13 protein-coding genes and 2 tRNA genes are annotated in these 15,845 nt (G+C 39.7%); 7 read left to right on the top strand and 8 right to left on the bottom strand.

Going from position 1 to position 15,845, the window contains the following annotated elements; genetic code table 11:
* Positions 1-60: 60 nt before the first annotated feature.
* On the bottom strand, positions 61-1,113 hold the full coding sequence (locus PMEL_RS03250) for a glycerate kinase (protein ID WP_120173948.1): 1,053 nt from the start codon (positions 1,111-1,113) through the stop codon (positions 61-63).
* 94 nt (positions 1,114-1,207) lie between these two features.
* Between PMEL_RS03250 and sppA the strand changes: the two genes are divergently transcribed.
* From sppA to PMEL_RS03215, 7 genes are all read left to right on the top strand, one after another.
* The gene (gene sppA / locus PMEL_RS03245) at positions 1,208-2,986 is read left to right on the top strand and encodes a signal peptide peptidase SppA (protein ID WP_120173947.1); all 1,779 of its coding nucleotides are present in this window, start codon (positions 1,208-1,210) and stop codon (positions 2,984-2,986) included.
* Between the two features lie 6 nt (positions 2,987-2,992).
* Positions 2,993-4,171, top strand: coding sequence for a tetraacyldisaccharide 4'-kinase (lpxK, locus tag PMEL_RS03240; RefSeq protein ID WP_120173946.1), 1,179 nt, complete (start codon positions 2,993-2,995; stop codon positions 4,169-4,171).
* Positions 4,101-4,865 carry a purine-nucleoside phosphorylase gene (locus tag PMEL_RS03235; protein WP_231999403.1) on the top strand — a complete coding sequence of 255 codons (765 nt, stop codon included), beginning with the start codon at positions 4,101-4,103 and terminating at the stop codon, positions 4,863-4,865. Before lpxK ends, PMEL_RS03235 begins: the two co-directional genes overlap by 71 nt.
* Before the next feature lie 93 nt (positions 4,866-4,958).
* Positions 4,959-6,068, top strand: a complete 1,110-nt coding sequence (locus tag PMEL_RS03230; protein ID WP_120173944.1) for a thiamine-phosphate kinase — start codon at positions 4,959-4,961, stop codon at positions 6,066-6,068.
* A 132-nt stretch (positions 6,069-6,200) separates the two neighbouring features.
* Positions 6,201-6,273 (top strand) — tRNA-Phe (locus PMEL_RS03225).
* Positions 6,274-6,419: 146 nt separating this feature from the next.
* On the top strand, positions 6,420-6,806 hold the full coding sequence (locus PMEL_RS03220; protein ID WP_120173943.1) for a hypothetical protein: 387 nt from the start codon (positions 6,420-6,422) through the stop codon (positions 6,804-6,806).
* Positions 6,772-7,755 (top strand): transposase, encoded by a 984-nt coding sequence (locus tag PMEL_RS03215; RefSeq protein WP_120173942.1) that lies wholly within the window; start codon positions 6,772-6,774, stop codon positions 7,753-7,755. Before PMEL_RS03220 ends, PMEL_RS03215 begins: the two co-directional genes overlap by 35 nt.
* Positions 7,756-7,917: 162 nt before the next feature.
* Here PMEL_RS03215 and PMEL_RS03210 read toward each other — a convergent pair.
* The 7 genes from PMEL_RS03210 to dnaN all read right to left on the bottom strand — a co-directional run bounded on the left by PMEL_RS03210 (position 7,918) and on the right by dnaN (position 15,672).
* A tRNA-Arg gene (locus PMEL_RS03210) sits at positions 7,918-7,992 on the bottom strand.
* 87 nt (positions 7,993-8,079) lie between these two features.
* A complete protein-coding gene (locus PMEL_RS03205; protein WP_120173941.1) occupies positions 8,080-9,762 on the bottom strand; it encodes a serine protease in 1,683 nt (560 codons plus the stop codon).
* A 23-nt stretch (positions 9,763-9,785) separates the two neighbouring features.
* Positions 9,786-11,456 (bottom strand): DNA repair protein RecN, encoded by a 1,671-nt coding sequence (recN, locus tag PMEL_RS03200; RefSeq protein WP_120173940.1) that lies wholly within the window; start codon positions 11,454-11,456, stop codon positions 9,786-9,788.
* A 63-nt stretch (positions 11,457-11,519) separates the two neighbouring features.
* Entirely contained in the window at positions 11,520-12,446 is a 927-nt protein-coding gene (locus PMEL_RS03195; protein ID WP_231999402.1) for a DUF4835 family protein, read from the bottom strand.
* The gene (coaBC, locus tag PMEL_RS03190; protein ID WP_120173939.1) at positions 12,382-13,593 is read right to left on the bottom strand and encodes a bifunctional phosphopantothenoylcysteine decarboxylase/phosphopantothenate--cysteine ligase CoaBC; all 1,212 of its coding nucleotides are present in this window, start codon (positions 13,591-13,593) and stop codon (positions 12,382-12,384) included. The genes PMEL_RS03195 and coaBC overlap by 65 nt, the downstream gene beginning before the upstream one ends.
* 4 nt (positions 13,594-13,597) lie before the next feature.
* Positions 13,598-14,452, bottom strand: a complete 855-nt coding sequence (locus tag PMEL_RS03185) for a 3'-5' exonuclease (RefSeq protein WP_120173938.1) — start codon at positions 14,450-14,452, stop codon at positions 13,598-13,600.
* A gap of 95 nt (positions 14,453-14,547) precedes the next feature.
* Positions 14,548-15,672, bottom strand: coding sequence for a DNA polymerase III subunit beta (dnaN, locus tag PMEL_RS03180; RefSeq protein WP_120173937.1), 1,125 nt, complete (start codon positions 15,670-15,672; stop codon positions 14,548-14,550).
* Between the last annotated feature and the right edge of the window lie 173 nt (positions 15,673-15,845).

The following is a 15,845-nucleotide window of genomic DNA, read 5'->3' as shown; positions in this document are numbered from 1 at the left end:
AAACAACAATGCTTATATCACTAACTTTAGTCTGCTCTATTACTCCGCATATCGGAAACCTTAATTTAACTGTATAATAGCTTTTCGAATATTCTCTTTTGCAATTGTAGGCTTCATTGCTTCTGTAAGCATCATATCCTTTGGTGTAATACATTGGACTTGTGAGAAACCTGCTTTAAGTAAAGCTGCCGCATCCTTTACCTTCCCAGCTATAAGCATAACAGGAACATTCTTGCGAAGACCATATTCTAAAACCCTTATCGGTATCTTTCCCATTAATGTCTGACTATCTGCACTACCCTCCCCTGTTATAATTAAATCTGCATCTTCTATAAGTGAACTAAAATTGATAGTTTCTAAAAGTACATCTGCACCCGACCTCATCTTGGCATTCATAAACTGCATAAAAGCATAACCCAATCCACCTGCAGCTCCAGCACCGTTATTTAAAGAACAATCAAAACCTAACTGAGCAGCAGCCATACGCGCAAAAGTATGTGCTCGACGATCCAAACAAACTATCATTTCTGGTGTCGCTCCCTTCTGTGGACCAAACACTTCAGCTGCACCATGTTCGCCATACAGAGGATTATTTACATCTGAAGCTAAAGTTATATCTAAATCTCGTAAGAATTTATCACGCCAGTTTTTCCCAAGAATGTCTTTCAAAGCTGCCAACATACCAAGTCCGCAATCGCTTGTAGCTGACCCTCCGAGCCCTATAATAAACTTTCTATATCCTCTTTGAAGTGCGTCTGCAAAGAGTTCACCTAATCCATAAGTGGTTGCACGTAAAGGGTTCAATTCATGCGACTTGAGTAAGTTAATACCACATGACAAAGCAGATTCTATAATTACCGTATTATCTTCACGTACTGCATAGTTTGCTTGAATAGGTCGCATAAGCGGATCATGGCAATTGACAGCAACCTTCTCACAGTCGAATAAATGTAAAAAGACATTCAACATTCCATCTCCCCCATCCGTGACAGGAACCTTTACAACCTTAACTTCCTGCCAACGTTCGCGAAGACCATGTTCAGCAGCATCTTCTGCTTCAACAGAAGATAAACAACCTTTAAAACTATCAATTGCTAAAATAATATGCTTCATATTGCTTGCAAAGTTATTAAGAATTCGTGAATAATTTGGATTTTACATCTATTATATATATCTTTGCAAGATAAACTGTAATTATACACCTTATATGAAACAATTTTTCAAATTCGTTTTTGCTTCTTTCTTTGGAATGATGTTGTTTAGCATTGTTACGGGACTCTTTGCACTTTTTACTATTGCTGGTATGATTGCATCGCAGGATACCACCAAAGAACCTGAAGACAACTCAGTACTTGTATTGAATCTTTCTGGACAAATGGCAGAACGAAGTGAAAATAATTTCCTTAGTCAGATGCAAGGCACTCAGATTAACAGTTTGGGTCTTGATAATATGCTTGAAGGTATCAGAAAAGCTAAAGACAACGATAAAATAAAGGGTATATATATCGAAGCAGGTGGCTTTGCCTCTGACTCATACGCTTCAATGCAGGCTTTACGTAAAGCACTCCTTGATTTCAAAAAAAGTAAGAAATGGATTATTACTTACGCAGATACTTACACACAGGGTACATACTATATTTCTTCTGTTGCTGACAAGGTCTATCTAAATCCACAAGGACAAATTGACTGGCACGGATTGGCTTCTGAACCTGTTTTCATTAAGGACCTCTTGGCGAAGTTCGGTGTAAAAATGCAGGTTGTAAAGGTTGGTGCTTATAAAAGTGCTACTGAAATGTTCACTGGTGAGAAGATGAGTGACGCTAATCGTGAGCAGACATCAGCCTACTTAAACAGTATCTGGGGGAATATTACAAAGGAAGTTGGTGCAAGCAGAGGATTATCAGTAGAACAATTGAACGCATACGCAGACAGTATGATAACCTTTGCAGACCCACAAGAATATGTAAAACTGAAGCTCGTTGATGGCTTACTATATACAGACCAGATAAAAGGAATCGTCAAAAAGCAATTAGGTATTGAGGCTGACAAAGACATCAATCAAGTTACAATTGCTGATATGCTGAATACTGAAGATAAGAATCAAGGCGATAAAGAAAATCAGGTTGCTGTCTACTACGCTTATGGTGATATTGTTGATGGTGTTGTAGGAGGTCTCTTCTCACAAGGTCATCAGATTGACGCACAAGTTGTTTGTAAGGATTTGGAGAAGCTGGCAAAAGACAAAGATGTCAAGGCTGTTGTCGTACGTGTCAACTCTGGCGGTGGATCTGCTTATGCATCAGAGCAAATCTGGCATCAGATTATGGAACTGAAGAAGTTGAAGCCTGTCGTGGTTAGTATGGGTGGAATGGCTGCTTCAGGCGGCTATTATATGTCAGCTCCAGCCAACTGGATTGTTGCTGAGCCTACAACAATTACAGGCTCTATTGGTATCTTTGGAATGTTCCCTGATGTTAGCGGTCTACTGAGAGAGAAATTGGGTTTAAAGTTTGATGAGGTGAAAACCAACAAATATGCGGACTTCGGCACACGTGCTCGCCCATTCACAGAAGAAGAAATGTCATATCTTAGCCAATATGTAAACCGTGGCTATAAACTCTTCCGTCACCGTGTAGCAGAAGGACGTAAGATGACAGAAGTACAGGTTGAGAAGGTTGCACAGGGCCATGTGTTTACAGGACAAGATGCTCAAAAGATAGGACTTGTTGATGAGCTTGGTGGATTAGATGTTGCTGTAGCAAAGGCTGCACAGCTTGCTAAGCTGCCAAATCACAGAACATCTGCTTATCCAAAGGAGCCAAACATCTTGGAACAAATGTTAGAGCAGACAAAGCCAAATAATTATTTAAGCCAGCAGTTGCGTGCAAGCTTAGGTGACTATTATGAGCCTTTTACACTCTTGAAGACTATCGACCAACAGAGTGCAATCCAGGCACGTCTGCCATTTTATCCTAACATCCATTAATCATATATGGAAGGAGACCACATTAAAATAAACAAATGGCTGTTGCCTTTCAGCTGGCTCTATGGGCTGGGAGTAAGATTGCGCAATGAGTTATTTGAACTGAATATTCTCAAATCCCGACAGTTTGATATTCCAGTCATATCTGTTGGTAACATTACTGTGGGTGGTTCAGGAAAAACTCCCCACGTAGAATATCTTATCCGATTGCTGAAGGATAAGATGAAGGTGTCTGTCCTCTCACGTGGCTATAAACGTAAAAGTCGTGGATATGTGTTGGCGAATGAAAACACTCCTATGCGTGAGATTGGTGACGAACCTTATCAAATGAAAACAAAATTCCCTGACATTCGTGTTGCTGTTGATAAGAAACGCTGTGAAGGAATAGATCGGCTAACATCTGATGAAGAAACAAAAGATACAGATGTTATTCTCTTAGATGATGCTTTTCAGCACCGATATGTACATCCAGGCATCAACATTCTGTTAGTTGATTATCATCGACTTATCATCTATGATAAACTTCTTCCTGCAGGAAGACTACGTGAACCACTCTCTGGAAAGAATCGTGCAGATATTGTTATCATCACGAAGTGCCCAAAGAGTCTTAACCCAATAGACTATCGTGTGCTGAGTAAGGCAATGGAACTCTACCCTTTCCAGCAACTTTATTTTACTACATTAGACTATTGTGACTTGGAACCTATCTTCAATAAAGGAAGAAATATACCCCTCACAGAGATAAGAGGAAAAAATATTTTATTGCTTGCAGGCATCATGTCACCAAAGCAGTTGGAGTTGGATTTGAACTCCTTCACAGGTAATAATGCACTGACAACGCTTTCTTTCCCCGACCATCATGCATTCACTACAAAGGATATTCATCGTATTAATGAAACCTTTGCTAAAATGCCTGAGCCAAAATTGATTGTCACAACAGAGAAAGATAAGGCTCGACTTATCGATATAGACAAATTATCAGACGAAGTAAAAGAAAATATTTATGCGCTTCCTATTAAAGTAAGCTTTATGCTTGACAAGGAAGAGTCATTCAATCAAAAAATAATATCCTATGTACGAAAAAATTCAAGAAACAGCATCTTGGCTAAAAGAGAGGATGACCACAAGTCCAAAGACAGCCATCATTCTGGGCACAGGCCTCGGACAATTAGCTTCAGAGATAACTGATAGTTACGCGTTTTCTTATCAAGATATACCTAATTTTCCTGTTTCTACAGTAGAAGGACATGCAGGAAGTCTTATCTTTGGAAGACTTGGAGGTAAGGATATCATGGCCATGAAAGGTCGCTTTCACTTCTATGAGGGATATGACATGAAGGATGTTACATTCCCAATTCGTGTAATGCACGAGTTAGGTATCGAAACATTGTTTGTTTCAAATGCTTCTGGAGGTATGAATCCATCATTCAAGATTGGTGACCTTATGATTATTACTGATCATATCAATATGTTCCCAGAACATCCGCTACGTGGGCGTAATTTCCCAACAGGTCCACGTTTCCCTGATATGCACGAGGCATACGATCATAAGTTGGTAGAATTGGCTGACTCAATTGCTAAAGAGAAAAATATTGAGGTTCAACACGGAGTTTACATGGGTGTACAAGGTCCTACCTTTGAAACACCTGCAGAATATCGTATGTACCACAAGATGGGAGGTGATGCCGTTGGTATGAGTACAGTTCCAGAGGTTATCGTTGCTCGCCATAGTGGTATTAAGGTATTTGGTATCAGTGTAATTACTGATCTTGGAGGCTTTGATGTTCCTGTAAAGGTAAGCCATGAAGAAGTTCAGGAGGCTGCAAATGCTGCACAACCACGTATGACCGAGATTATGCGTGAGATGATTAAACACTCATAGAGCAAAAAATATAACACTATACTAAGGCGTTCTTTACTCTATAAAACATAGATAAAGGACGTCTTAGACATTATATCACTAAGTTATAATAAAATGGAAATAAAAGACCTTGGTGAATTCGGTCTAATCAACCGTCTCACAAAAGATATTCAACCTGTTAACAGCTCTACTATTATGGGCGTGGGCGACGATGCTGCTGTTTTACATTATTCGGACAAAGAAACGCTTATCTCATCACAGATGTTTATGGAGGGTGTACAGTTTGACTTGACTTACATAGACATGGAGCATCTTGCTTATAAGGTGGCTATGATTGCAATGAGTAACATCTTCGCAATGAATGGACAGCCACGTCAGCTTATTGTTTCATTAGGACTTGGTAAACGTTTCAAGGTAGAAGACCTTGATCAGTTCTATGCAGGACTAAATAAAGCTTGCGCTAAATGGAACGTAGACATTGTAGGAGGCGACACTACATCTTCATATACGGGCCTTGCTATTAATCTCACTTGCATTGGTGAAGCCGCAAAGGATGATATCATCTATCGTAGTGGAGCAAATGAAACTGACCTCATCTGCGTAACAGGTGACCTTGGCTCTGCATACATGGGTCTACAAATTCTCGAACGTGAAAAGACTGTTTATTACCAACAAGTGCAAGAGTATAATAATAAGGTAAAGGAAGCGCAAAGCAATAAAGACGAGAAACGACTTGAAGTATTACGCCAGGAACGAGCAGCAATAGAGGATTTCCAACCAGACTTTGCAGGAAAAGAATACCTTATTGATCGTCAGTTGAAGCCAGAAGCACGTGGTGAGGTCCTCAATCAGCTTCGTGCAGCAGGAATACACCCTACTTCAATGATTGACATCTCTGATGGATTAGCAAGCGAATTAAAGCATATTTGTGAGAAAAGTCACTGCGGATGCAGAATTTACGAAAAAAATATTCCTATCGATTATCAAACTGCAGCAACCTGCGAAGAGTTCAATATGAACCTTACAACAGCAGCTTTGAATGGTGGAGAAGACTATGAACTTCTCTTTACAATACCTATTGGTGATCATGAGAAAATTGATAAAATGGAGAATATCAGACAGATAGGTTATATTACAAAGGAAAGCTTGGGTTCATTCCTTATTGCCCGTGATGGTAATGAGTTTGAATTAATAGCACAAGGTTGGCCTGTAAACGAGAAATAGCTCATCTGTTAAAGGATGTAAATACAAATATTTTTTTTTTGAAAAGTTTGGAGGAATAAAATAAAAGTACTACCTTTGCATCGCAATTGAGAAAACAAGCATATAAGTTTCAAAAATATTGCAAATAATGATGGTGCCATAGCTCAGTTGGTAGAGCAAAGGACTGAAAATCCTTGTGTCCCCGGTTCGATTCCTGGTGGTACCACTCCTCCTTTCATCAGGGCGGTTCTCGTAAGAGGCCGCTCTTTTTTTATTCTCCTTTTCCAGTTTAACGCCACCCTATTAAAAGGGCTCAGTAGGAAAAAGGTGGGGAAATTTCTTTATTTGATATCTTTTTCTTTCCTTTGCATTATGGAAGATACTTATCTATATCATTTAGCATCGTCGGTTCTCCCTAAGGATGTATTGAAATACTTCTCTATAGTTAAAATAGAACCTAGTCCTTCATTATTGCGTATCCATCTTGATGAGAAGATGGAGAAAGAACTTTCCGATGACCTTCATTTTGAGTCTAAAGGCTTTATGGATGCTGTCGAAGTGACAGACTTCCCTATTCGTGACCATAAAGTTATTCTTGTTCTTCGCCGTCGTCGTTGGTTAGATACGCGTACAGGCAAGAGTTTCTCTCTTCCTTTACAGGTTGATATTACAGCCTCCGGTACTCGTTATTCCAAAGAGTTCGGAGCTTTTTTAAAAGAAACGTATGGAGACATCCCCAGTGACCTGCCGTACGCTTGAGGAATTTTATCATATCGATGGACATCAGTTTGAGAAACAATATAAGGAGGTGCTTAGCAGCTATAGGGATTGGGATCAGCTAGATCACGCTGAGGACTGGCTTCTGTTTCCTGATAATATTGGTTCACATCTTGCTATAGATGAGACCGCTCTCTCCAACGGAGAACTTTATACGATAGTAACTAATAGGGATAGATATGGCAAGAAGGGCTGCCTTGTAGCAGTGGTTACTGGAACAAAGTCTGAGAAGGTATGTGAGGCCCTCGATAGGATAGATGAACAAAAGCGTGAGAAGGTCGAGGAGGTAACACTAGATTTGTCAGACAGTATGCGTAAGATAGTACGCCATAGCTTCCCTAAAGCCAAAAGAGTCATTGATAGGTTTCATGTTCAAAAGCTTGCCTGTGATGCTGTACAGCAGATGAGGATAGACTATCGTTGGAGAGCCATACAGGAGGCAAATGATGAAATGCAGGAAGCCAAACTTATAGGAAAGAAGTATCAACCTCGCACCTTTGAGAATGGAGATACGAAGAAGGAACTGCTAGCCAAGAGTAGATATCTTCTGTTCAAGTCTTCAGAGAAATGGACAGACTCACAGAAACAGAGAGCTAAGATACTCTTCGAACTTTATCCTAAGCTTCAGACGGCCTATGGTCTGTGTCATTCCTTAAGAATGATTTTTGCCAAGAATACCATCAAAAATGCAGCAAGGTTATCAATGGCTAAATGGTACAATAAGGTGGAAGAGGCAGGGTTTGATTCTTTCAATGTTATTGCAGCTACATTCTATGAGCATTATGATGATATCCTAAACTTCTACAACAATAGAGCATCAAATGCAGCAGCAGAATCTTTCAACTCAAAAATAAAATTATTCAGAACCAATCTGAGAGGAGTCAAAGACAAAAGTTTCTTTTTGTTTAGAATCAAAAAACTATATGCATAATCCCCACCTTTTTCCTACTGAGCCCTTTTAATGGGTCAGTAGATATTCAGTGGGATACGCATATAGTTTAGCAAGGGCTCAGTAGAAAAGCTTCTTATAACTCACTAATCTTCAAAATAAAAAGAGGAATATCCTTGCGGATATCCCTCTTATAACACTAAGTGATTCCGTTGGGGTTCGAACCCAAGACCCACAGCTTAGAAGGCTGTTGCTCTAATCCAACTGAGCTACGGAACCATCATGCGAGTGCAAAGGTACGGATTTAATTCGGTTCTGCCAAATTCCATTCCCCAAATTTCGTTACAACAAACTTATATAGTGAATTTATTTGTATTTTTGCAGGAAAGTATCAGCTTGTGTATTGCCAAGTTCCTTAGCCTTTTGAATATTCTTTAGACCTTCTTCTTTCTGTTTGCTTTCGCATTGAGCAATGCCAAGAATAAGATAGGCATCAGGTAAAGAAGCATCAAGTTGAATTGCCTGTTGAGCAGCACTAATAGCAGCATCTACCTTGTTTAGACGTAACAAAAGGCTACCTGCCTCTGTTGGATATAAAGCTTCTTTAGGGTCAAGTTGTGAAGCAATAAGAATATCTTGCAGAGCTTGCTGCCACATACGTCCCTTCACCTCACACTGTTCACGCATATAATAGAAAGCAGCACCAAGACGTCCCTGATTAAAATATTCATACGTATAATAATCCTGTACAGCCTTGCGATACTCCCCCATCTTCTCTAATTGCTGACCACGTGTATAAAAATATGGAGCAGAAGTAGATACGTATGGTGTATCACAAAGTTCGATACTCTTATTAAGTAATTCAAGAATCTCTTGGTCATTAGCTCCCAAATGCTGACGGCTCTGCGCCATCTCTAAGTAAAGTTCTGGATTATTAAACTTAGTCTTTGTCAATGCTTCAAACTCTGTATATGCCTTTGCATAATCACCTTTTGCGAAGATAATCTGTGCCTGAAGATGACGATATGCATCGTTTGCTTTAGCAGTTTGAGCTTTCTTAATCTCATCCAAAGCCTTATCCAATGTCCATCCTACAGACTTTGTCTTTTCAGCAAACTCTTGAATAAGTGCATTACGATAAATCAGACGAGCATAGTTATAATGTGCTTCATCCTTTGCTGCGACCTTACTAATAGCAGTTTGCATAGTTTTATCAGCATTAGCGACCTCACCTTTTGCTATCTGTAAATTCGCTAAAGCATAATAACCATCATTTGCCTGTGGGAACTTTGTAATAAATTCGTTGACAACAGCTTCATGAATATTGGCTGGTTTCTCAGAAGAGAGCATCAGAGCAACAACAGCCTCTTCTATCGTATTTGGCAAACCAATACGAATATCACTCTGACGAAGAGTAATATCATTCTGTGATAGTCCCTTAACAATAAAGTCCTTTGCATAGTTTGCATCTGTAGAACTCTGAGATTCGCCAGCAGAATTAAACAAACCGATAACCTGTCCTTTAGTATTAAAGACAGGAGCACCATTCAACTTATCGGTAGCTGAAGATTTCAGAATCGTATAATTATACTTATCCATGAACTTTTCAACACTTGACACATCTGCTTTCTCTGCATTACCACCCTTTGACATAGGTGTAACCCATGCTTCATCCCCTGCAGAAACAGTTGTTGCCAAAGGGGCAGCAACAGTCTTACCGCTCACTTGAAACTTAACAATGTCATAAATCTCATTGGCACCAAGCAGGCATTCCACCTCGTGTTTCTGTCCTTTAGCATCAATAATAACAGCCTTATCTGCTCCTATAAAAGGCTTCCAAGGACTCACAGCAATACCTTCCGTACTAATACATACGCCGTTAGATGTTGCTAAAATACTACCGTCTGCTTTAAAGGTTGTCAATGTAAAAGCAGCATCTGCAGCCTTCTTAACTGCACCAGGCTGAGCAAAAATGTTAGTAGAGGCACCCAATATGAGGGCAATGGTCAAAATTAAAGTTTTCAGTTTCATGTTCATTATTTCTTTCATTGTATATTTTTAGTAAGGTGTTATTATTTCTTCTTACTTAAATCTAATAGTTCACGAGCATTCTGTAAAGCAGCATCAGAGACATCAGCACCCGAAAGCATCTGCGCAATTTCATTCACACGTTGCTCTTGAGTCAGCTCACGCATGTGACTACGCGTTCCTTCTGTCGTTTCCTCCTTCTCAACCTTATAGTGTGAGCTACCCAAAGCTGCAATCTGTGGAAGATGAGTAATGGAAATAACTTGACGATTGTTATCACCCATTTCCTGCATGATAAATGCCATCTTCTGAGCAATTTTACCACTCACACCCGTGTCAATCTCGTCAAAGATAATCGTTGGCAGCTTCACTGCCCCACTTACCATTGCCTTTAACGATAACATTACACGGGCAATCTCACCACCAGATGCCACCTGTGCAACTGGTTCCATAGCCGTACTTGTATTGGCAGAGAAAAGGAATTGAACCTTATCTGCACCATCCAACGACAATGGTTTAGATGACAAATCAACCTTAAATCTAACATTCGGAATACCCAATGGTATAAGTCGACTACTCATCTGTTCTTCAACAGTCTTGGTAGCCTTACGTCTGAGTGCAGTCAACTTCTCTGCTTGCTTTTCACAAGCAGTAAGTTTTGTCTTCACTTCTTGCTCAAGTAAATCCAGTTCTTCATCACTGTTATCAATATTCTTTAGCTGATTAGCAATGTTATCACGTATCTCAATGAGTTCTTTCTCTGTAGAAACGTGATACTTCTGCTCAAGTGTATTCAGCAAATCAAGTTGTTGATTTATACTATCTAAGCAAGAAGGGTCAAAGTCTATATTCTCAACTTCACTACCAATCTCACCTGCAATATCTTTCAGTTCTATATGTACAGATGATAAACGTTGTACAAGTTCTTGCGCTTTAGGATATACCTTCTCAATATTTCCAAGGCTATCCAGACTCTGTCCCAGCTTTCGGATAACTCCATTGTCGTCATCATTCAACAGATTATCAGTCTCGTAGAAAGCAGTTTTGATATCTTCTGAATGAGAGAGAGTTTCACTCTCCTGCTCCAATTCTTCTTGTCTGCCTTCAATTAAGCCTGCATTCTCCAATTCACTGAACTGGAAACGCATAAATTCTTCATTTTCCTGTGCTTTGGAAATCTGCTCTTTCAAATCAGAAAGACGCCTTTCAGTTTCTTTATAGTCATGATAAGCCAAACGATAAGCAGCCAATTCCTTATTGTCTTGAGCAATAATATCCACAACATTCAACTGGAAGTCATCCTTCTGTAACAACAGATTCTGATGCTGCGAATGAATGTCAATAAGCTGCTCACCCAATGCACGCATCATTTGCAGTGATACTGGAGTATCATTGATAAAAGCACGTGACTTTCCTGTAGCCGTTAGTTCACGACGAACGATTGTATCTTCAGGTTCAAAATCTATATCCTGCTCTTCAAAGAAGGATTCAAAGCCATAGTTAGAGAGGTCGAAATGTGCCTCAATCGTACATTTCTTCTCTCCTTGCTTTATCTGTTTGCTGTCAGCCCTATTGCCTAATAGCAAACCAATTGCACCCAAGATAATACTCTTTCCCGCACCTGTCTCTCCAGTAATAACCGAGAAACCCGAGTGGAAAGCTATATCCAATTGGTCAATCAATGTGTAGTTCTTTATATATAGATGTTTCAGCATATATTTGCCAATTTGAATAATTGAAATAAAGGTATATGACTACTTTGCGTTACTATGAGATTACTACTGCTTTATTTTATCCCATGTAATATTCTGACTGGCATTAATACCAAATAGAATATCGTAGACCAACTCTTTTTCTTTTTGTGTTCCTTTGCCTTTATATATATTAGCCAACTCGTCTTTCTTATAGTCTGTCCATATTTGTGGTAGCATACTTATTGGACGGTTCTCATGTGCTTTCTTTAATCCATTTTCCAAGGCTGCTGTAATGTTTGTACGACCACGTTCTGCATTGTTAGCCATTTCATCCAAACCTGTACGGTAATAATCATACTGCAATTGGCGGAAAGGCTTCATAGCACCATCAAGATAATCGTTGATAATAGCAAAGCGATTGCGAGAATTGTCAAAAGCTTTCCATCCCGTAAAGTTAAGATTCTGTGCATTATTCGTCAAAACCATACAACGCTGTAAGACGTCCTCACCTCCCATAGGAGAGAAAGAATCCAAATCTAATCCTATGATAAGATAAGCATAATAGGCTATCAGTGCCGTCAGTTGATTATCTATATTCTCCTCATTAAACTCAATTTGATCGAATTGAGCAAAGGTAAAGTTAAAGTCACCATCTTGATTATTATAGAGTGTAGAACTATAAGCAGCATTATAAATAGGTCGGTTTGCTTGTATTAAAGCAGAACAAGTAAAGAGGTTGCTACCTGGGTCATACTTGCTTACAGTTATATTAAAGTTGCAGTTTATACGTTCATTCCTTTGAAACTGATAATGAGTCCATTGGCGTGTATTAATAAACTGCTCCAAAGTCTGCTGCAAATTCTCAAAGACAGAAGCATCCGTACCTTGAATCTGATTATGATTCACGGTTACCTTTGCATTTAACTCTTGTGCAGCTAACTCTCCTTTAGAGAATAGAAACAAGCTCGTCAACAATATCACGAGCCACTTCTGCCTTTGGTTTCTTTGCATAACTCTTCTTACCTTCTTTGTTGATAATCATTATTTGGTTATCATCTGCCTGGAAAGTCGTTCCCGGAATTCTCGTTGAATTCAAAACAATGAAATCAGCATTCTTCTTTTCCAGCTTTCTTTGGGCATTGCTTTCTTCTTCATTCGTTTCCAAGGCGAAAGCAACTATGCGTTGTTCTTTTCCCTTCATATTGCCTATCGCTGCAGCAATATCCTGCGTAGGCTTCAGCTTTAACAGCAAATCGTCACCCTCACGCTTAATCTTTTGCTCCGCAACCTCGTCTGGTCGGAAGTCTGCGACTGCTGCACAAAGGATTGCTACATCACAATTAGGGAACTCCCCTACTGCAGCTTCATACATCTCCTTACAACTTTCAACATTAACTCGCTGAATACGATCAGAACAAGTAAGACTTACAGGCCCTGCAACGAGTACAACCTTTGCTCCACGTCGGCTACATTCTTCTGCCAAAGCAAAGCCCATTTTGCCAGATGAATAATTACCAATAAAACGTACTGGGTCTATCTTTTCGTATGTAGGACCAGCTGTTATAAGAATCTTTTTATCTTTTAAATCTTCTGTATAAGATTGCGACTCCGATAAAGTAGAGAAGAAGTCTGCCAAAGTCTTGACAATATTCTCAGGCTCTTCCATTCTTCCTTTTCCCTCCAAACCACTGGCAAGAAAACCGCTACCAGGTTCAATAATATGATTCCCGAAGCTACGTAACGTCTCTATATTCTTCAGCGTTGACGGGTGCTTATACATATCTAAGTCCATTGCAGGCGCAATGAAGACAGGGGCTTTCATTGAAAGATAAGTAGTAATAAGCATATTGTCAGCTACTCCATTTGCCATTTTGCCCAATGTTGCAGCTGTACAAGGAGCAATAACCATTGCATCAGCCCATAGTCCAAGGTCTACATGAGAGTTCCACGTACCATCCTTCTGTGAGAAGAACTCACTTACAACGGGTTTTTGTGTTAATGCAGACAGCGTGATAGGAGTAATAAACTCCTTACCTGCAGGCGTTATAACCACCTGTACCTCTGCCCCACTCTTTATTAGCTCACGGATAATAAGACAACTCTTATATGCAGCAATAGAGCCTGTTATACCTAATACTATTTTCTTTCCTTTCAGCATCACCTTACTTATTATTAAACTCCCTCAGGCGAATACGTGTCAATACCTGCTTTGTGTTATAAGTAAAATCACTTGCAAGCATCCAACTGTAATAGCCAGGATCTTTACGTAAGACTTCAGCTACATCCCAGCCTTTATACTTACCAAAGTTGAATACTTCATGACGACGTGGCTTTCCTGCAGCATCTAAAAGCTGATTACCATCTTTATCAGTCATGTCACACCATATCATACGACCCGCAAAGTCTACAAAGTCATTCATGCGTGAAAACTCAGCAAGCTCGTCCATATCGTTATTCAACACACGGTCCTCTTCTTCTTGCTTGCCAGGGGCATACATTTCAAGCTCGCCCTGCAGTACACGCCATGTAGCCTCAGTATCCTGATCAGCCCTATGCGCTTCAAAGTCATCCTCCATCTTCCTGCCACAGTAGAATTTATAAGCAGCAGCAAGATTACGACGCTCCATCTTATGATAGATGTTCTGCACATCTATCAGACGACATTTTGAAAAATCAAAGTCAACACCGGCACGCAAAAACTCCTCTGCCAACATTGGAACATCGAAACGATTAGAATTATATCCAGCAAAATCACAGCCAGCAAACTTGTCTGACAACTCTTTAGCCTTCTGCTTGAAGGTTGGTGCATCAGCCACATCTGCATCTGAAATACCCGTCAACATCGTTACCTCAGCAGGTATGGGCTTCTCAGGATTAATAAAGATATTTTCTCTTTCTTCCTTTCCGTCAGGATAAACCTTAATGAAAGAAATCTGGATAATACGATCGTTTACGAGGTCAAGTCCCGTTGTTTCCAAATCGAAAACTATCAAAGGCTTTGTCAAATTCAGTTTCATACTTATGTGTATAACCCTATATATAATCATAAAGGAGAATGGCTATATAGAAGATACACAGCCATCCTCCCGATAAAATCTATTTCACTTGTTCCTTAATCGTTCAACAGCATCGGCATAATCAGCATGAGAATATCCTCATTTTCAGGCTGAGTACCTGGCACAATTACACCTGCACGTGATGGATCAGCCAACTGAATGACAACATCATCACTCTCAAGGTTATTTAAGATATCAAGCATACTTGAACCTTTGAAGCCAATGCTCATAGGATTGCCACCATACTCACAAGTAACACTCTCTTTAGCACTTGTTGCAAAATCAATATCTTCAGCATTCAACTCCAACAAACCAGCTGATACATGGAAACGAATCAACTGCGAAGAGTCACTTGCAAAAGGTAATACACGACGCAAAGCACCAATCAATGACTTACGATCAATCGTAACCTGATTAGGATTGTCCTGTGGAATTACGCTATTATAATTAGGATATTTACCCTCAATCAAACGACACGCAAGATTTCCTTCTGCAAAAGAAATCTCAGCAGAACGCTCATCAAAACGAATAACGACATCACCGCCATCCTTTGAGAGAACATTCTTCAACAACGAAGCAGGCTTCTTAGGAAGAACAAATGATGCTGGAGAATCACTCTTAATAGAGAAGTTCTTATTTCTTACGAGCTTATGACCATCGCTGGCAACAACAGCTAAGCCATCTTCTTTCAAATCGAAATAAACACCATTCATCACTGGGCGAAGCTCGTCCTGTGCTGTTGCAAAAAGTGAGCGCGTCAGACTATCTGATAACTTCTCTGCCTGAAGTGTAATCGTTGTAGCATTGTCTGATACTGACTGAGCCTTTGGATACTCATCAGCATTAAGAATTGGGAAGTTATAAGAACCATTCTGATAGGTAACATAAATCTTCATCTCATCCAGATTTACATCCAGTGTCAATGGCTGCTCTAGGAGTTCTTTCACAGCATCAAGAATCGTATGATTGTTCACTGCAAAATTGCCCTCGCCTTCACAACTCTCAAGATTCAATGTTCCGCGCATGACATTCTCACTATCTGACGCAGTAATAGTAAGCTGACCATCATGAACTTCAAACAAGAAGCAATCCAAGATAGGCAGAGAGTTCTTACTATTAATTACTCGAGAGAGAGTCAACAACCGGCTGCTCAATGCAGTGCTTGAAAGGTTAAATCTCATTAGTATGTATTTTAGTTAATATTCTGTTACACTTATTAGATATCCAGATGGCTGAAACGCGTCCACTACCATCTTTCAACTTCATCGTACAAAAATACAAAAAAGGGACGTGAAAAACAAAAATTAAGTATAAAAGTTTCGGTTTTTAGAACTATTTTAGTAATTTCGCAAAC

It is taken from the genome of Prevotella melaninogenica (assembly GCF_003609775.1).
In the GTDB taxonomy this organism is placed as follows: Bacteria; Bacteroidota; Bacteroidia; order Bacteroidales; family Bacteroidaceae; genus Prevotella; species Prevotella melaninogenica_A.
The sequence above is the reverse complement of the archived record's forward strand: the minus strand, read 5'-3'. Positions and strand labels throughout refer to the sequence as shown.